This is a genomic window from Microbacterium sp. TW_SC_2 (assembly GCF_055361165.1).
This window is the reverse complement of record NZ_CM143952.1, coordinates 2930132-2946269: the sequence shown is the minus strand read 5'-3', so window position 1 is coordinate 2946269 and position 16138 is coordinate 2930132. Positions and strand designations below refer to the sequence as shown.

Sequence of the window (16138 nt, the reverse complement as noted above, 5' to 3'; positions counted from 1 at the left end):
GATGACCGGATGAAGCCCCTGCCGCGTCACACGCTCCCGGTCTCGCTCGTCGGCGTCCTCGCCGTCACCGCCTACGCCGCGGTCGCCGCGATGCAGATCCTGGTGTGGAATCCGCTGGCTGCCGCCCCCGGCCTGAGTCTGGACGAGGTGCGTGCGGAGCTGTCCGGAGCGGGCGAGCATCTCGGGCACACCGGTGTGCTCATCTTCCTGGGCATCGGTGTGATGCTGGCGGTCGCGACCGCTGCGGTCTCGATCGTGACGAGGGCGCCGGCCATCGTCCCGGGTCTGGCATTCCTCACGATCCTCACCTTCGGGGCACCGGCGTACTTCGTCGCCTCCTTCGGCCCCGGCATGGCACTTGCGGACGGCCTCGGGATCAGCGGGGCGGACCGCTCGCCGTGGGGCCTTCCGCTCTTCGGCGTGAGCGCCCTGGCCGCGATCGCCGTGATCGTGTGCGGGGTCATGGCCGCGCGGCGCAGCGCGTCGATCGGAGTCACCTGAGACCGGTCACGGAAAACCCGCGCCGGTGTCCCCGGCAGCCAGTAGCGTTGATCCATGGTCAACTATCGCTATCTCGGTAACAGCGGTCTCAAGGTCTCTGAGATCACCTACGGCAATTGGGTCACCCACGCCTCTCAGGTCGGCGACGACGCCGCCGTCAAGACGGTGCACGCGGCGCTCGACGCCGGCATCACCACGTTCGACACGGCCGACACGTACGCCAACACGGCGGCCGAGGTCGTGCTCGGCAAGGCCCTCGAGGGCCAGCGCCGCGCGGGCCTCGAGATCTTCACGAAGGTCTACTTCCCGACCGGCCCCAAGGGCCCCAACGACACCGGTCTGAGCCGCAAGCACATCTTCGAGTCGATCGACGGGTCGCTCAAGCGCCTCGGCACCGACTACGTCGACCTGTACCAGGCGCACCGCTTCGACTACGAGACCCCGCTCGAGGAGACGTTCCAGGCCTTCGCCGACGTCGTCCGTCAGGGCAAGGCGCTCTACATCGGTGTCTCGGAGTGGACCGCGGAGCAGCTGCGCGAGGGGCACGCGCTCGCGAAGCAGCTCGGCATCCAGCTCATCTCGAACCAGCCGCAGTACTCCATGCTGTGGCGCGTGATCGAGGGCAAGGTCGTGCCGGCCTCCGAAGAGCTCGGCATCTCGCAGATCGTCTGGTCGCCGATGGCGCAGGGCGTGCTGAGCGGCAAGTACCTGCCCGGCCAGCCCGTGCCGGAGGGCTCGCGTGCGACCGACCCGCACAGCGGCTCGGACTTCATCAAGAGCTTCCTGAAGGACGACATCCTCAGCGCCGTGCAGAAGCTCAAGCCGATCGCCGAGGAAGCGGGCCTGTCGATGCCGCAGCTCGCGATCGCGTGGGTGCTGCAGAACCCGAACGTCGCCGCAGCGCTGGTCGGAGCATCGCGCCCCGAGCAGCTCGCCGAGACGGTCAAGGCCTCGGGTGTCACGCTCGACGCCGACACCCTCGCCGCGATCGACACCGCGCTGGGCGACACCGTCAACAACGATCCCGAGCACACGTACACCTCCTCGCCGAAGGCCCGCCTGGTCTAGTCGGCCGAGCGGCCCCTTTTCACACGAACCGCCCCCTTATGGACGTCCATAAGGGGGCGGTTCGCGCAGAAAGGGGTGGTTCGGCGAGAGGGCGCGTGAGAAGGGGTTACTCCTTCACGGCGCCGGCGGTGAGGCCCTGCACGATCCAGCGGCTCGCGAGCGCGAACATCACCATGGTCGGCAGGATCGTCAGCACGGCTGCGGCGCTCATGGAGCCCCAGTCGATGTTGAACGTCGAGATGAAGCCGTTCAGCGCGGAGGGCACCGTGCGGTTCGCGTCGGTGTTCATCAGCACGACCGACAGGAACAGCTCGTTCCAGCAGTTGACGAAGTTGAAGATGAACGCCGCGATGATGCCCGGCGTCATGACCGGTACCAGCACGCGGAACAGGGCGCCGAGCCGCGAGCACCCGTCGATCATCGCCGCCTCCTCCAGCGCGTCGGGGACGTTCTCGAAGAACCCGCGCAGCATGACGGTCGAGAACGGGATGCAGATCGCGATGTAGACGAGGATCAGTCCGGGCTTGGTGTCGACGAGTCCCAGATCGGTCATCATCGAGTACAGCGGCCCGAGCGCGATGAACGCCGGGATCATCTGCGTGAGCAGGAACGCGATCAGCACCGCGCCCTTCCCCCGGAACTCGAACCGCGCGATGACATAGGCGCTCAGCAGCGCGATCAGCGTCGCCACCGCCCCGGCGACGATCGCCACGAGTGCCGAGTTGCCCAGGAACACCCCGAAGGAGCTCTGCTGGAACAGGCTGATGTAGTTCTCGAACGACGGCTCGCTGGGCCAGTACTCGAGCGGGAAGGTGTTGATCGTGCCGGGGGACTTGATCGACGTCAGTGCGATCCAGTACAGCGGGAACAGGGTGATCACGAGCCAGAGCCCGAGTCCCACCACCCGCACGACACCGCCGGGGGTCACCCGCCGCTTCGGCTTCGGCCGCGGGGCCTTGGCCAGATCGGGAACGGTGAGACGCCGGGTCTCCGTGACCGTGGTTCCGGTGATGGTCATCGCTGGGCCCTCCGCATCGCCATCAGGTAGAACGCGCAGAACACGAACAGGAAGGCGACGACGATCAGTCCGATCGCGCTCGCGATGCCGTAGTTGCCCTGCTGGGTGTAGTTGATCATCCACGTCGTGATGATGTGCGTCTGGTTCGCGGGCCCGCCGTTGGTCATCGCGTAGATGATGTCCGGGAAGTTGAAGATCCAGATCACGCGCAGCAGGATCGTGAGCAGGAGCGTCACCGCGATGTACGGGATGATGATCGAGAACAGCTGCCGCACCTTGCCGGCGCCGTCGAGGCTCGCGGCCTCGAGCATCTCGTCGGGCACGGACTGCAGCGCGGCGAGGATCATGATCGCGAAGAACGTCACGCCGTACCAGATGTTGGCGACGATCACGGCGAACATCGCCAGCTTCGGATCGGCCAGCCACGGCAGAGGCGCGTCGATCAGGCCCGCCTTCATGAGCAGGTCGTTGACCACGCCGAACTCGGCGTTGAACATCCAGCGGAACAGCATCCCGATCAGGAAGCCGGACACCGCCCACGGGAAGAACACGAGGGCCTGGTAGAGCCCACGGAAGCGGAAGCGCTTGCGCAGCGCGAGCGCGATCAGGAAGCCGATCACGAGCTGCGGCACGAGCGAGCCGACCACCCAGAGCACCGAGTTGCCCGCCACGATGGGGAACGCGGGGTCCTGGAAGACCGTGACGAAGTTGTCGAACCCGACGAACGGGGTCGAGGTGAGGTCCCACAGGTTCCAGTCGTGGAACGCCATGCGGGCGCCCTGCAGCATCGGCCAGTACGTGAACCAGCACACGAACACGATCGCCGGTGCCATGAAGGCCAGCAGCGTCAGCGCGTGGCGTCCACGGAACTGCCGACGTCGGCGGCCCGGGGAGGCCCCGCCGGCGGTGCCGGCGGAGCCTCTCTCACGAAGAGCGGATGCGGATGCCACGAGGGTCAGCCCTTCTCCGCGGCGTACTTCTCGGTCCAGAACTCATCCCACGAGGCCAGCATGTCGCTGGTGCTCATGTTGCCCAGCAGCACGTTCTGCACGTCCTGGTCGGACTTCTGGATCCACTCGGTCCACCAGCTGACACCGCGCGGCTGGCGCACGTTGACGTAGGTCTCCGGGTCTTCCGTCATCGTGACGTAGCTCGTCCACGGGCCGGTGGAGTAGAACTCGTCGTCGGCGGCCTCGCTGATGATCGGCACCAGGCTGTTCGCCTGGGCGAACTCGGTCGCGGGCTCGGCCGACGAGAGGAACTCGACGAGCTTCACCGCCGCTTCCTTGTTCTCGCTCGCCTCGGCGACGCCCCATCCGGCGACGGCCAGCGGCTGTGCGGCCTTGCCCGACGGCCCGACGAGCAGCGGTGCGGTGTCCCACTGGTCCTCGGTCAGGTTGGAGTCCTGCACGGTGGCGATGACCTCGGGGTCCTGCAGCAGGAACGCCGTGGTGCCGTTGGTGAAGCCGGCGACCATCTCGGGGTAGCCCCACGAGACCGCCGAGGGCGGGGAGGCCTCGGTGAAGAGGTCGAAGTAGTCGTCGGCGGCTTCCTGTGCCTCGGGGGCGGCGAAGATCGTCGAGCCGTCCTCCAGCAGGAAGGCGTCGTCGACGTCGAGATCATCGATCGTGTAGGCCTCGATCGCGGCGACGACGTTGCTGTTCGCGTTCGCGCCACCACGGAACGCGTAGCCGTAGATGTTGTTCGACGGGTCCTGGATGGCGGATGCCTGCTCGAGGAGTTCCTTCCAGCTGTGCGGAGGGCCGTCGAAACCGGCCTCCTCCACGAGATCGGTGCGGTAGAACAGCGACAGTCCGTAGAAGCCGTAGGGGACGAAGTAGCTCTTGCCGTCCTCCGCGACGGAGGCGGCCTGAGCGTTCTCGGTCAGAGCATCCCAGCCGTCCCAGCTCTCCAGGTCGCCGCCGAGGTCGTACAGCCAGCCGTTGTTCGCGAACGGACCGACCGTGATGTCGCGCACCTCGAGCACGTCGACGCCCTTGCCCGACTGCAGCATCTGCTGGATCTTCTGGTCGGCCTGCTCGGTGGGCGGGGAGACCAGGCTGACCTTGATCTTCGGGTTCTCCTCCTCGAACTGGTCGAGCAGCCCGCGGAGCAGGTCGGTGCGGGCGGGGTTGGTCAGGCTCTCGACCATCTGCAGGGTGACGGTGCCGTCGGCGGCCGGGCCGCTGCTGCCGGAGCAGCCGGTCAGCGCGAGGACGGCGACGGTGCCGAATGCTCCAGCTGCCGTCAAGATCTTGTGCTTCACGATGTGCCTCTCAGTGTGGGTGGGTGTTCGGGTGGGGCGGGTCGAGGTGCGGGTCAGGGGATGACGAGCGATTCGGCGGGGCGGATGCCGGCGCGGCGCAGGATCGAGGGGATGCAGCGTTCCACGAACGCCTCGAAGTCGGACGCCTCGGTGTACAGGTGCGCCGAGAGTCGGAAGTAGCCGATGCCGCGGAAGCTCGTGAACGCGGTCTCGACGGAGGTCTCGTCGAGCAGCTGCATCCGCAGTTCGTCGGCTTCCTCGCGCGTGGAGCCGAGACCGAGCGGAAGGCGGACCAGACGCATGGACGGCACGGGGGAGGGGAGCGGCGTCAGCGGGTCCTCGTCGCCGTAGGGGCGGAATCCCTCGGCGATGATCTCGGCTCCGGCATCCGCCATCCGTGCCATCGCCTCGCGCGTCTGCGGCCAGCCGAACTCGCTCTCGACGAAGTCGATCGCCGCCGGGGTGCTCAGGTAGGTCGTCGCGTCGATCGTGCCCTGGGTGTCGAAGCGATCGGGGTAGGGCTCGTTCGCGGCCCAGGAGTCGATCAGCGGCCACAGCTCTGCACGGTCGGGTGCGTTCGTGACGAGCAGGGCCGAGCCGCGCGGGGCGCAGGGCCACTTGTGCATGTTGCCGAACCACCAGTCGCCGCCCGCGACCGCGGCGGCATCCGGGATCAGGCCGGGGGCGTGGGCGCCGTCGACGAGGGTGCGCACGCCGTGCTCGGCGGCGAGTCGGGAGATGCGGGCCGTGGGCAGCAGGCGGGCCGTGGGGGAGGTGATCTGGTCGACCACGATCAGGCGGGTGTTCGGGGTGATCGCTTCGCTGAAGAGCTGTACGACCTCGTCGTCGGAGGCGAGGAGCGGCAGGGCGACCGTGCGCACGCGGGCGCCGAACCGGCGGGCGAGGCGCTGCGCGCCCATCGTGATCGCGCCGTAGCCCTGATCGGTGACGAGGATCTCGTCCTCGCCCGCGAGCTGGAGGGAGTTGTAGACCACGGTCGCCGCGGCGGAGGCGTTCGGCACGAAGGCGGAGTCCTCGGCGCGGGCGCCCACGAACGGCGCCGTGCGTTCGCGGGCGTCGCGCACCCGTTCGGCGATGCGCGGGAACCACTCCACAGGGCTGAGGTCGGCGCGGCGGCGCAGGGCATCCTGATGCGCGACGACGGCGGAGGGGACCGCGCCGAAGGAACCGTGGTTGAGGTGGATGACCTCGGGGTCCAGCGGCCAGGCATCCCGCGCTCTGGCGACGGAATTCAGCCCGAGCGGTGCGGGAAAGGGGAGTGCCGACATGCGTCCTCATCTACGTGTCCGGGGAGTTGTTGCACAACTTTGCCATAGAGCTTCCGAATCCACCACGAATAGTTCAGAATCGGAGGTAGTTGTTATACGAATTGGTCGGACTCTTCCCATCCGACAGACTCACAGAGGAGTTGGTGTGTCAGGGAGGATGACCATGAGCGCACTGGATACCGCGCTGCACGGCCTGCGGGCGCTGATCGCCGACGGCGCACTCCGCCCGGGCGACCGGTTGCCCAGCGAGGGAGAGCTGTGCGAGCGGCTCGGGGTCTCGCGCGGGTCGCTGCGCGAAGCCATCCGCATGCTGGCCGCCCTCGGGGTGCTCGAGACGCGCCACGGCTCGGGCAGCTACGTGGGCGAGCTGCGCGCGGCCGACCTGATCGGCAGTCTCTCCCTCACGGTCGGGCTGCTGCCGATGGAGGGGGTGCTCGAGCTCACCGAGCTGCGCCGCGTGCTCGAACCCCATGCCGCGGCGCTCGCCGCCGCCCGCATCGACGCCGAGACGATCGCTCGGCTCGACCGCGTGCTGAGCGAGATCGAGGCGAGCGACGACTTCGAGCTGCACTCGCGGCTCGATCACGAGTTCCACATGACGATCTCGCGCGTCGCAGGCAACGACGCGCTCACGAGTCTGATCGACGTGCTCCGGTCACGGTCGCGGGCGTACCGCATCCCCGACGCGCACGACGCGGCGGAGCTCAAGCGGCAGTCCGACACGGGGCATCGCGCGATCCTGCGCGGGCTCGCCGCCGCCGATCCGGTCGCTTCGAGCGCCGCGGCATCCTCGCACGTCGAGCACACCGAGTACTGGGTTCGTCGCTACACCGACGACGACCCGCGCTGACGTCTCGCGTCGCCCCCTCCTTGGTGCCGACCGGCCCCTTTTTGTTCGACCCGGCCCCCTATGGACGGTTACAAGGGGCCGGGTCGAACAAAAAGGGGTGGTTCGGCGAGGTTGGCGCGGTCGGCGTGGGGCGACGAGAGGGGTCAGTCGAGGGTGATGTCGACCTGGATCTCGGCGGCGAGGCGCTCGAGATCCGCGCGCAGGGCCTCGAGATCGACGGATTCCGGGACCCGCGCGATGACGGATGCCTCGAACAGGCGTCCGCCGGCCATCGCGGCATCCCGCGTCTCGGTCGCCAGTTCCTCGATGCTCAGGGCGTGCGCGCTGAGCACGGTCGAGACCTCGCGCACGATGCCGGGCCGGTCGTTGCCGAGCACCTGGATCGTCAGCAGCGGATCCTGCTCGACGCTCGCACTCGTCGCGCCCGTGAGCACGGCGACCTTCAGGAGCCCCTGCCCCTGAAGCCCGCGCAGCGCGCTCTGCAGCTCGTCGGCCTGCTCGGTCGGCACCGAGACCTCGATCACGCCCGCGAACGTGCCCGCGAGCTCGGCGAGGGAGCTGTTCTCCCAGTTGCCTCCGTGCGCGTCGACGACATCGGCGACCGCGGCGACGAGCCCCGGTCGGTCTGCTCCGGCGACGGTGAGGATCAGAGTGGTGGTCATGCGGCCAGCGTAGCCGTGAGCGGGTCAGTCCTCCCAGACCCCGGTCGCGAGGAAGTGGTCGAGGCGTGCGCGGTGCGGAGCGAGATCCCAGCCCTGCGCGGCGACCCACTCGTCGGAGAAGTACGTGCGGGCGTAGCGGATGCCGCTGTCGCAGATCAGCGTCACGACGCTGCCGGTCTCGCCCTCCGCCCGCATCCGGGCGATGAGCTGGAACGCGCCGTACAGGTTCGTGCCGGTCGAGCCGCCCGCCAGGTGCAGAGTGCGCGCGCGCAGCATGCGGATCGCCGCGATCGAGCCGGCATCCGGCACGCGGATCATCTCGTCGATCACGCCCGGGACGAACGAGGCCTCCACGCGGGGCCGTCCGATCCCCTCGATGCGGCTCGGGTGTCCCACCGGTGGGTCGACCGTTCCGGCCCAGCCGTCGTAGAACGCCGAACCCTCGGGGTCGACCACGGCGATCTGCGTCTCGTGGCGGCGGTACTTCACGTAGCGACCGAAGGTGGCGCTGGTGCCCCCGGTTCCGGCGCCGACGACGATCCAGCGCGGAATCGGATGGCGCTCCTGGGAGAGCTGGCTGAACACGCTCTCGGCGATGTTGTTGTTGCCGCGCCAGTCGGTCGCCCGCTCCGCGAAGGTGAACTGGTCGAGGTAGTGGCCGTGGCAGTCGGATGCCAGGCGCTGGGCCTCCGACGACATGTCCTCCGCCCGGTCGACGAAGTGGCACCGGCCGCCGTAGAACTCGATCAGGTCGATCTTCTCCTGGCTGGTCGAGCGCGGCACCACGGTCACGAACGGCAGCCCCAGCATGCGGGCGAAGTACGCCTCCGACACGGCGGTCGATCCGCTCGACGACTCCACGAGCGTGGTGTCCTCGTGGATGCGTCCGTTCACCAGCCCGTAGAGCAGCAGCGAACGGGCGAGGCGGTGCTTGAGGGATCCCGTCGGATGCACCGACTCGTCCTTCAGGTACAGGTCGATGCCCCACTCGGGAGGCAGCGGGAACAGGTGCAGATGCGTGTCGGCGCTGCGGTTGGCGTCGGCCTCCAGCAGAGCGATCGCGGTGCTGGTCCAGGAAGTCACCGTTCGAGCGTATCCCGCCCGCTCACCGGTCGGTGAACCCGCCTTCGCCGGTCTCGCCGTCGTAGGTGAAGATGCGGTCCTCGAGCTCGATCCGGATGTCGTCGCCGAACGGCTCCTGTGCGAGCAGGCGCTCCTCCAGCATCGCGGCGCGGTCGTCGAACTCCTGGGCCTGCGCGGCGTCGACGCCCCACATCGTGGCGACCTTCATGTCGGTCAGCAGGTACAGGAACGCCGAGAGAGCGGTGCGGTTGAACTCGGTGTCGGGGATGCTCTGCCACAGCGCGCCCGAATCGCGCAGGCGCTTGTACTCCTCGATCTTGGCCTCGAGCCGTGCCTCGATGCCGGAAGGGTCGGCGTCGGTCGGGTCGTCCGCGGGGGCATCCGGGTCCGGTTCGGCGATCGCCGTGGGCGGCGCCGGGGTCGAGGGCCCGCTCGTGCCGAGCAGCAGCCCCACCACGACCGCCACCCCCACGACGCCGAGCACGACGACGCCGCCGACCACGGCGAGCACGATGCCCAGCCGGTTCGACGACGCGCGGGGAGCGGACGGATACGGAGCGGACGCGGACGGGTACGGCGGGGACGGATACGGCGCGGGCGGTCCCGCGGCGGTGGCTCCGGCGTACGGCGGCAGCGGTGGCCCGGCCGGCGGCTCGGGAGGTGGGCCCAGCGGCGGTGCCAGCGGGGTCATCGAGAGACCGGATGCCGCAGGCATCGGGTCGGGCTCGTACGGCGGGGGCGGTACGACCCCGTTCGGATCGGGTTCCGTCCCGTGCGCATCGCCCATCGTGTTCCCCGCCCCCGCGTCGACCCGTATGTCGCGTCTCAGCTCACGGTACCGGCTCGCGAGGCCCCGCCGGCGCCGTCGATGTGCAGCAGCGATGCCTGCGACTGCGCCTGCTGCAGCTGGAACTCGAAGCGCGAGCGGTCGCCGCGGTGGTAGGCGACGAAATACTCCATCGGCGCGCCGTCCGCACCGCGGCTGACGCTGCGCAGGCGCAGCAGGGCCGACCCCGCGCTCACGCCCAGATGCAGCGCCTGCTCATGGGTCGCGACGGTGGCCTCGGCGGAACGCACACCGCTGGTCGCGACGATGCCGTTGTCGGCGAGGAGCCGGTACAGCGAGCGCTCGGTGAGGTCGACGCCCAGCGTCGTGACACCGACGTGCTCCGGCATCCAGGTCGTGGACAGCGACCAGGGCTCGCCGTCGACGTGGCGCAGACGTTCCAGCACCACGACGGGGGAGCCGGCCGGCAGCTCCAGCGCCCGCGCGATCTCCTCGTCGGCGATGGTGCGCTCGTGACGCAGCACGTCGCTGTGCACGTGGCCGCCGCGGCGCTCGACATCGTCGTACAGACCGACGAGCGTGTGCACCAGACTCTCGCTGGTCCGCGGGCGCGAGACGAAGGTGCCCTTGCCCTTGACGCGCTCGACGAGCCCCTCATGCTCGAGCTGCGCGAGCGCCTGCCGGACGACCGTGCGCGAGATGCCGTAGCGCTCGCACAGCCGGTGCTCTCCGGGCAGGGGGTCTCCGGGCAGCAGCCCGTCGCGGGCGATGCCGTCGACGATCAGCTGCCGCAGCTGGTCGTACATGGGGGCGGCGGAGTGCCGATCGATCGCGTCGGGCAGGGGCGCGTCGGGCAGGGGCGCGTCGGGTCGGGTCGTATCCGGGGAGGTGGCGGTCATGTCAGTACGCGACGCCCGCGTGCAGGATCACGTTGGCGTACGGGGTGAATTCTCCGGAGCGCACGAACGCCCGTGCGCTGCGGGTCTGCTCCTTGAACTCGACGTGCGGCACGAGCTCGATCTCGAAGCCCATGCCCGCGAACCGCTCGCGCAGTCCGGCCAGCACCTCGGGGCTCTTCTCCGCGACCTCGGCGGAGACCGTGGCGCCCTCCACGACCAGTTCGGCGAGCACGGTGTCGAGCACGTCGAAGAACGCGGGCGCGCCGGGGCGGTACGCCAGGTCGATCCGCTCGGATCCGGGCGGGATCGGCAGACCGGCATCCGTCACCACCAGCAGGTCGGTGTGGCCGGTCTCGCTGATCACGCGCGACAGGGCCGGATTGATCGTGGTGGAGGTCTTGCGCATGGTCTTCTCCGGGATCAGTTCGCGACGGCGGCGGATTCGCGTTCCGCGAGGAACGCATCGACGTCGGCACGCAGCGGGAGGCTGGGTGACGCGCCCTGCTTCGTGACGGTGAGGGCGCCGGCGGCCGTGGCCAGGCGCACGGCCTGGGTCAGCGTGCCGCCGTTCGCGAGCGCGGCACCCAGATAGCCCGCGTAGGCGTCGCCCGCGGCCGTGGTGTCGACGGGCTCGACGGGGAAGGGCGCCACGACGATCGTCTCGTCCGCGGTCACGACGCACGACCCCTGACCGGCCAGTGTGATCACGGCGGCACCGACGCCCTGCGCGAGGAACCAGCGCCCCGCCCGCTCGGCGGACTCGGCGTCGGTGACCTCGATCCCGCTGATCAGCGTGGCCTCGGTCTCGTTCGGGGTGACGATGTCGATGTTCTGCCACACGTCGCCCGGGAGCGTGGCCGCCGGGGCGGGGTCGAGGATCACGGTCATGCCGTGCTCGCGCGCCCGTCCGGTGATGTGCGCGGTCAACGCGGAGGGCGTCTCGAGCTGGGTGAGCAGCACCGAGGTGGTCGGTGCGAGCGCGGCGAGGGCCTCGTCGATCTGCCCCGTGCTGAGCGCGGCGTTCGCGAGCGGGACCATGACGATGTCGTTCTGCGCCGACGCGTCGACGCGGATGTGCGCGATGCCGGTCGGACCCGGAACGGTGCGCAGGTGCGTGAGGTCGACGCCGGCCTCGCTCAGTCCCTCGACCACGAGGTCGTGGAACAGATCGTCGCCCACGCATCCGACGAAGCTCGTGCGGGCGCCCGAGCGTCCGGCGGCGACGGCCTGGTTGGCGCCCTTGCCGCCGAGCATCAGGGTGAACTGATCGCCGAGGATGGTCTCGCCCCGCGCGGGAAGGCGCTGCGAGAAGGTGGTCACGTCGGCGGTCACGCTGCCGACGATGACGACGCCGGAGCGATCGCCGGGGTGTGCGGGGGCCATGTCGCTCCTGATCTTCTTCGACAGCATGCAGACCGTCGCGAGGCCTTTGACATCGACGGCGGCTGTCATTACATTAGCCGAAGCCGAACCTGTAACGACAGGTCGCCCGCGAGGAGATCCGATGACCGTGACCGCGCCCCGCCTCTACGTGGACAGCGCCGACACCGCGCGCGTGTCCTCTCTCCTCGCCGCCGGCGTCGTGCACGGAGTGACGACGAACCCGACGATCCTCGAACGCGGGGGGCGCACGGCCGCCGAGATCCCCGACCTCTATGCGCGGTGGGAGTCGGAGGGCGCGCGCGAGATCTTCTTCCAGACCTGGGGCGGCGACACCGCGTCCTTCCTGCGCAACGCGGAGGGCCTCCGCGCGCTCGGCGACCGCGTGGTCGTGAAGGTGCCGGCGACCGCCGCCGGGTTCGCCGCGGCATCCGCGCTGGTGCGCGACGGCGCGACGGTGCTGGTCACGGCGGTGTACTCGATCTCGCAGGCGCTGGCCTGCGCCGGCATCGGCGTGCGCTACATCGCGCCCTACCTCGGACGGATGCGGGATGCCGGGATCGACGGCGACATCGTGATCGCACGCATGCAGCAGATGTGCGCGGGGAGCGACTCGAACGTGCTCGCCGCGTCACTGCGCACGGCCGACGACATCACCGACCTCCGCGTCCTCGGGGTGCCGTACTTCACCGCGGCGCCCGACGTGATCGAGCAGGCGCTGTTCCACGACGTGAGCGACAGCTCGGCGGCGGAGTTCGACGCCGCGATGGGGCGCCTGGGGGCCTGAGCGCGAATGTCTGCCGTGCACGATTCAGTCTGATCGCACCGCGTCGGGGGCAGTGATCCCGCGATCACGCGGGTGGCGGAGCAGCGCGGCGACGTTCTGACTGAATCATGTCCGGACTCAGGCGGAGGCGGCCTGCCGCAGCCAGCGCTCGACCCCGGCGATGTGCGCGGTGGCCAGCGAGGTCGCCAGGGCGGGGTCGCGTTGCGCGATCGCATCCGCGATGGCACGGTGCTCGGACAGCGTGCGCTCGACGGCGCCGCCCTCGGTGAGCCCGCGCCACACCCGCGCCCGTACCGTCTGACTGCTCAGGTGCTCGATCAGGCTCGCGAGATAGGCATTGCCCGCCATGCGCACGATCTCGCGGTGGAAGCGGATGTCGTGCTCCACGAGCGCCTCGATGCTGACCGAGGCGTCGACCCCCTCGATCTCGGCGATCAGACCGGCGATCTCCTCATCGCTGCCCAGCGTCGCCGCGAGCCCCGTCGCCTGTGATTCCAGCATGCGCCGGACAGCGAAGATCTCGAGCATGGAACCGTCGTCGTGCATGTCGACGACGAACGAGATCGCCTCGAGCAGCAGGTGCGGCTCCAGGCTCGTGACGTAGGTGCCGTCGCCGCGTCGCACGTCGAGCACCCGGATCACCTCGAGCGCCTTGACCGCCTCGCGCATCGAGTTGCGGGAGAGTCCGAGTCGCTCCGACAGCTCCTTCTCCGGGGGAAGACGATCGCCGGGGGCGAGTTCACCCGACACGATCATCGCCTTGATCTTCTCGATCGCCTCGTCCGTGACAGCCATGGCGTCATCCTAGCGATTGGTCGGATGTCTGAGGCAGTATGGTCGCATGCGCGTCATGGATTCACATCTGCACCTGTGGGACGACGAGGTCCTGACCTACGGCTGGCTCGAGGGGCCGCTGGCCTTCCGGTTCGCGGACACCGAGCTCGCGCACGCCCGACTGGCGGGGGTGCGGGAGGAGAAGGCGGTGTTCGTGCAGGCAGGGACCGTGCCGGAGCAGTTCCTCGACGAGGTGCGCTGGGTCTCGGACCAGGCCGCCGCGCTGGGCGTGCTCGGCATCGTGGCCGGGGCCCGGCTGGACCGCGACGTGGACACCCTCACGCATCTGGAGGGACTCAGCGCCTTCCCGCTCGTGCGCGGTGTGCGCCACATCCTGCAGGACGAGCCCGACGGCCTCGCCGTCTCGACCGCGTTCGTGACCGGAGCGCGCGAGGTCGCCGCGCGCGGGTGGACGTTCGACGCCTGCGTCCGCGCGGGGCAGCTGCCCGACGTCGCGCGCCTGGCCGGGGCCATCCCCGAGCTGCGGATCGTGCTCGACCACCTGGGGAAGCCGGAGGTCGGCACGGCCGATTCCCCGCGGGAGCCGCGAGCGGAGTGGGTGCGCGACCTCACCGAGCTGGCGCGGCATCCGCACGCCTTCTGCAAGATCTCGGGGCTGCCCGCCGAGGCCGGTGGCGACTGGACGGCCGCGCAGCTGGAGCCCTTCCTGGATGCCGCCGCCGACGTCTTCGGCGAGCAGCGCCTGATGTGGGGCAGCGACTGGCCGGTGTCGGTGATCGGTCCGGCCGAAGCGGGGGATCCCCATGCCCCGGAGGACGGTGCGGCGACCTATCAGCCCTCGGGGCGCTCGCGGTGGCTCGACGTGGTCGTGGCCTGGGCGCGGGCCCGGGGGCACGACGTCGATGCGATCCTGTGGGCGAACGCCGCGCGCTTCTACGGCACGGAGGCGGATGCCGCCTCGGAGGCACCGCGCCGCGGCATCCTCGGCCGGCTCTTCGGCGATCGCGCCTGACCGCGTGGCACCCGCGGAGCGATCCGCGGGTGCCGCGCGGGCGGGTCACACCGGACGCGGGCGCAACTGCGCCATGCCTCCGTCGACCTCGATGAACGTGCCCGTCGTGGAGCCGGCGGACGGCCCGACGAGATAGGCGACCGCCGCCGCGACCTCGTCGGCAGTGACCAGTCGGCCGTGCGGCTGACGGGCTTCCAGCGCGGCGCGCTCGGCGGCGGGATCGGCCGCGGAATCCAGCAGGCGGCCGACCCACGGGGTGTCGGCCGTGCCGGGGTTCACGGCGTTGACGCGGATGCCCTCGCGCAGATGGTCGGTGGCCATGGCGCGGGTGAGCGCCGAGACGGCCCCCTTCGACGCGGTGTACAGCGCGCGCTGGGGCAGGCCGGTGGTGGAGGCGATGGATGCCGTGTTGCAGATCGCCGCCGCGGGGGAGCGGCGGAGCCAGGGCAGAGCCGCCGCGGTCACCCGGGCGATACCCGTCACGTTGATGGAGAGGACCCGGGCCCACTCGTCGTCGTCGTTCGCGGTGATGTCGCCCTGCGCCCCGATGCCGGCGTTGTTGACGAGGATGTCGATGCGGCCGAACCGCTCGGCGACGGCGGCGACGGCGGCATCCACGCTCGCGCGGTCGGAGACGTCGGCGGTGAAGGCGGCGAACGCGGCATCCGCCGGGCCGGTGTCGCGGTCGAGCACCGCGACCCGGGCGCCGTCGGCGTGCAGCCGGTGCGCGATCGCGGCGCCGATGCCCGAGGCGCCGCCGGTGACGATCGCCACGAGTCCGTCCAGTCCGCCGCGGCGCGTGTCCGTCTCGGGAGCCGACGCGGTCATCGCCGTGCCTCCCAGGCCACGAACTCCTGGCGCTGTCGGCCGAGGCCGTCGATCTCGATCTCCACCACGTCGCCGGCCGCGAGGTAGGGGAAGTTGCCCGACAGGGCGACCCCCTGCGGGGTGCCGGTGAGGATGAGGTCTCCGGGCTCGAGTGCGACGTACTGCGAGAGGTGGTGCACGATGTGCTCGACCGTGAAGATCATGTCGCTCGTGTTCGAGTCCTGCCGCGGCTCGCCGTTCACGAAGCTGCGGAGTCCGAGTGCGTGGTGATCGACCTCGTCGGGGGTGACCAGCCACGGGCCGGTCGGGTTGAAGCCGGGGGCGATCTTGCCCTTCGACCACTGGCCGCCCGAGACCTCGATCTGGAAGGCGCGTTCCGAGACGTCATTGGCGGTCACGAAGCCGGCGACGTGCGCGAGCGACTCCTCGGGCGAGTCGAGGTAGGAAGCGCGGGCACCGATCACGATGCCGAGCTCGACCTCCCAGTCGGTCTTCTCGCTGCCCCGGGGGATCGTGACGGCGTCGTTCGGGCCGACGACCGTGTTCGGGGTCTTCAGGAAGATGATCGGGATGGTCGGCGGCTGCGAGCCGGACTCGGCGGCGTGCGCGGCGTAGTTCATGCCGACGCAGATCACCGCGCTGGGGCGGGCGATCGGGGCGCCGATGCGGAGCGCCGCGGCATCCGCGATCTCGGGGAGCTCGTGGGCCGCATGCGCCGCGGCCACCCGCGAGCGGAAGTCGCCGGCGAGGAAGTCGCCGTTCACATCGGATGTCACCGACCGGAGGTCGTAGGAACGGTCGCCCTCCACGAGGACGGGGATCTCTGCCCCAGGGGCGCCAAGCCGCGCGAACTTCATGATTCTCCTGATCCGTCGGTCGACCACCTCGCGGCAGCCTGTCTCGTTGACAGTAT

18 protein-coding genes are annotated in these 16138 nt (G+C 70.0%); 5 read left to right on the top strand and 13 right to left on the bottom strand.

Features of this window, described 5'->3' with window-relative positions:
- Positions 1-9 precede the first annotated feature (9 nt).
- Both ACWA14_RS14295 and ACWA14_RS14290 read left to right on the top strand, forming a co-directional pair.
- The gene (locus tag ACWA14_RS14295; RefSeq protein WP_463794776.1) at positions 10-501 is read left to right on the top strand and encodes a hypothetical protein; all 492 of its coding nucleotides are present in this window, start codon (positions 10-12) and stop codon (positions 499-501) included.
- Between the two features lie 54 nt (positions 502-555).
- Positions 556-1569, top strand: a complete 1014-nt coding sequence (locus ACWA14_RS14290; protein WP_463794774.1) for an aldo/keto reductase family protein — start codon at positions 556-558, stop codon at positions 1567-1569.
- Between the two features lie 106 nt (positions 1570-1675).
- Here ACWA14_RS14290 and ACWA14_RS14285 read toward each other — a convergent pair whose 3' ends face one another.
- The 4 genes from ACWA14_RS14285 to ACWA14_RS14270 are packed head-to-tail and all read right to left on the bottom strand — an operon-like array spanning position 1676 to position 6142.
- Positions 1676-2587 carry a carbohydrate ABC transporter permease gene (locus ACWA14_RS14285; RefSeq protein WP_463794772.1) on the bottom strand — a complete coding sequence of 304 codons (912 nt, stop codon included), beginning with the start codon at positions 2585-2587 and terminating at the stop codon, positions 1676-1678.
- On the bottom strand, positions 2584-3537 hold the full coding sequence (locus ACWA14_RS14280) for a carbohydrate ABC transporter permease (protein ID WP_463794770.1): 954 nt from the start codon (positions 3535-3537) through the stop codon (positions 2584-2586). The genes ACWA14_RS14285 and ACWA14_RS14280 overlap by 4 nt, the downstream gene beginning before the upstream one ends.
- 5 nt (positions 3538-3542) lie before the next feature.
- On the bottom strand, positions 3543-4853 hold the full coding sequence (locus tag ACWA14_RS14275) for an ABC transporter substrate-binding protein (RefSeq protein ID WP_463794767.1): 1311 nt from the start codon (positions 4851-4853) through the stop codon (positions 3543-3545).
- A gap of 53 nt (positions 4854-4906) precedes the next feature.
- Complete coding sequence (locus tag ACWA14_RS14270) at positions 4907-6142, bottom strand: aminotransferase class V-fold PLP-dependent enzyme (RefSeq protein WP_463794765.1); 1236 nt, start codon at positions 6140-6142, stop codon at positions 4907-4909.
- Positions 6143-6305: 163 nt separating this feature from the next.
- On the opposite strand from ACWA14_RS14270, the gene ACWA14_RS14265 reads away from it, so the two are divergent.
- Complete coding sequence (locus ACWA14_RS14265) at positions 6306-6992, top strand: FadR/GntR family transcriptional regulator (protein WP_463794761.1); 687 nt, start codon at positions 6306-6308, stop codon at positions 6990-6992.
- A 143-nt stretch (positions 6993-7135) separates the two neighbouring features.
- Here the strand turns inward: ACWA14_RS14265 and ACWA14_RS14260 are convergent, their stop codons facing one another.
- The 6 genes from ACWA14_RS14260 to ACWA14_RS14235 are packed head-to-tail and all read right to left on the bottom strand — an operon-like array spanning position 7136 to position 11875.
- Positions 7136-7654: a glycine cleavage system transcriptional repressor gene (locus tag ACWA14_RS14260; RefSeq protein ID WP_463794759.1), complete on the bottom strand. Its 519-nt coding sequence runs from the start codon at positions 7652-7654 to the stop codon at positions 7136-7138.
- A gap of 24 nt (positions 7655-7678) precedes the next feature.
- Positions 7679-8737, bottom strand: coding sequence for a PLP-dependent cysteine synthase family protein (locus tag ACWA14_RS14255; RefSeq protein ID WP_463794757.1), 1059 nt, complete (start codon positions 8735-8737; stop codon positions 7679-7681).
- 22 nt (positions 8738-8759) lie between these two features.
- Positions 8760-9524: a hypothetical protein gene (locus tag ACWA14_RS14250; RefSeq protein ID WP_463794754.1), complete on the bottom strand. Its 765-nt coding sequence runs from the start codon at positions 9522-9524 to the stop codon at positions 8760-8762.
- A gap of 38 nt (positions 9525-9562) precedes the next feature.
- Positions 9563-10423 carry a GntR family transcriptional regulator gene (locus tag ACWA14_RS14245; RefSeq protein ID WP_463794752.1) on the bottom strand — a complete coding sequence of 287 codons (861 nt, stop codon included), beginning with the start codon at positions 10421-10423 and terminating at the stop codon, positions 9563-9565.
- 1 nt (position 10424) lies between these two features.
- On the bottom strand, positions 10425-10829 hold the full coding sequence (gene rbsD, locus ACWA14_RS14240) for a D-ribose pyranase (protein WP_463794749.1): 405 nt from the start codon (positions 10827-10829) through the stop codon (positions 10425-10427).
- A 14-nt stretch (positions 10830-10843) separates the two neighbouring features.
- Positions 10844-11875: a ribokinase gene (locus tag ACWA14_RS14235; RefSeq protein ID WP_463794745.1), complete on the bottom strand. Its 1032-nt coding sequence runs from the start codon at positions 11873-11875 to the stop codon at positions 10844-10846.
- 52 nt (positions 11876-11927) lie between these two features.
- Here ACWA14_RS14235 and ACWA14_RS14230 point away from each other — a divergent pair, with 52 nt between their 5' ends.
- Positions 11928-12590 (top strand): transaldolase family protein, encoded by a 663-nt coding sequence (locus tag ACWA14_RS14230; RefSeq protein WP_463794742.1) that lies wholly within the window; start codon positions 11928-11930, stop codon positions 12588-12590.
- 117 nt (positions 12591-12707) lie between these two features.
- Here the strand turns inward: ACWA14_RS14230 and ACWA14_RS14225 are convergent, their stop codons facing one another.
- Positions 12708-13385 carry a FadR/GntR family transcriptional regulator gene (locus ACWA14_RS14225; RefSeq protein WP_463794739.1) on the bottom strand — a complete coding sequence of 226 codons (678 nt, stop codon included), beginning with the start codon at positions 13383-13385 and terminating at the stop codon, positions 12708-12710.
- Between the two features lie 55 nt (positions 13386-13440).
- On the opposite strand from ACWA14_RS14225, the gene ACWA14_RS14220 reads away from it, so the two are divergent.
- Positions 13441-14397: an amidohydrolase family protein gene (locus tag ACWA14_RS14220; RefSeq protein ID WP_463794735.1), complete on the top strand. Its 957-nt coding sequence runs from the start codon at positions 13441-13443 to the stop codon at positions 14395-14397.
- A gap of 45 nt (positions 14398-14442) precedes the next feature.
- Here the strand turns inward: ACWA14_RS14220 and ACWA14_RS14215 are convergent, their stop codons facing one another.
- Both ACWA14_RS14215 and ACWA14_RS14210 read right to left on the bottom strand, forming a co-directional pair.
- Positions 14443-15225 (bottom strand): SDR family NAD(P)-dependent oxidoreductase, encoded by a 783-nt coding sequence (locus ACWA14_RS14215; RefSeq protein WP_463794731.1) that lies wholly within the window; start codon positions 15223-15225, stop codon positions 14443-14445.
- Complete coding sequence (locus tag ACWA14_RS14210; RefSeq protein WP_463794728.1) at positions 15222-16082, bottom strand: fumarylacetoacetate hydrolase family protein; 861 nt, start codon at positions 16080-16082, stop codon at positions 15222-15224. The genes ACWA14_RS14215 and ACWA14_RS14210 overlap by 4 nt, the downstream gene beginning before the upstream one ends.
- Between the last annotated feature and the right edge of the window lie 56 nt (positions 16083-16138).

Bases quoted from the DNA above. Each gene is read 5' to 3' on its own strand.
- ACWA14_RS14295 (WP_463794776.1), top strand. From the start codon at position 10: ATGAAGCCCCTGCCGCGTCACACGCTCCCGGTCTCGCTCGTCGGCGTC.
- ACWA14_RS14290 (WP_463794774.1), top strand. From the start codon at position 556: ATGGTCAACTATCGCTATCTCGGTAACAGCGGTCTCAAGGTCTCTGAG.
- ACWA14_RS14285 (WP_463794772.1), bottom strand. From the start codon at position 2,587: ATGACCATCACCGGAACCACGGTCACGGAGACCCGGCGTCTCACCGTT.
- ACWA14_RS14270 (WP_463794765.1), bottom strand. From the start codon at position 6,142: ATGTCGGCACTCCCCTTTCCCGCACCGCTCGGGCTGAATTCCGTCGCC.
- ACWA14_RS14265 (WP_463794761.1), top strand. From the start codon at position 6,306: ATGAGCGCACTGGATACCGCGCTGCACGGCCTGCGGGCGCTGATCGCC.
- ACWA14_RS14260 (WP_463794759.1), bottom strand. From the start codon at position 7,654: ATGACCACCACTCTGATCCTCACCGTCGCCGGAGCAGACCGACCGGGG.
- ACWA14_RS14250 (WP_463794754.1), bottom strand. From the start codon at position 9,524: ATGGGCGATGCGCACGGGACGGAACCCGATCCGAACGGGGTCGTACCG.
- ACWA14_RS14245 (WP_463794752.1), bottom strand. From the start codon at position 10,423: ATGACCGCCACCTCCCCGGATACGACCCGACCCGACGCGCCCCTGCCC.
- rbsD (WP_463794749.1), bottom strand. From the start codon at position 10,829: ATGCGCAAGACCTCCACCACGATCAATCCGGCCCTGTCGCGCGTGATC.
- ACWA14_RS14235 (WP_463794745.1), bottom strand. From the start codon at position 11,875: ATGACAGCCGCCGTCGATGTCAAAGGCCTCGCGACGGTCTGCATGCTG.
- ACWA14_RS14230 (WP_463794742.1), top strand. From the start codon at position 11,928: ATGACCGTGACCGCGCCCCGCCTCTACGTGGACAGCGCCGACACCGCG.
- ACWA14_RS14225 (WP_463794739.1), bottom strand. From the start codon at position 13,385: ATGGCTGTCACGGACGAGGCGATCGAGAAGATCAAGGCGATGATCGTG.
- ACWA14_RS14220 (WP_463794735.1), top strand. From the start codon at position 13,441: ATGGATTCACATCTGCACCTGTGGGACGACGAGGTCCTGACCTACGGC.
- ACWA14_RS14215 (WP_463794731.1), bottom strand. From the start codon at position 15,225: ATGACCGCGTCGGCTCCCGAGACGGACACGCGCCGCGGCGGACTGGAC.
- ACWA14_RS14210 (WP_463794728.1), bottom strand. From the start codon at position 16,082: ATGAAGTTCGCGCGGCTTGGCGCCCCTGGGGCAGAGATCCCCGTCCTC.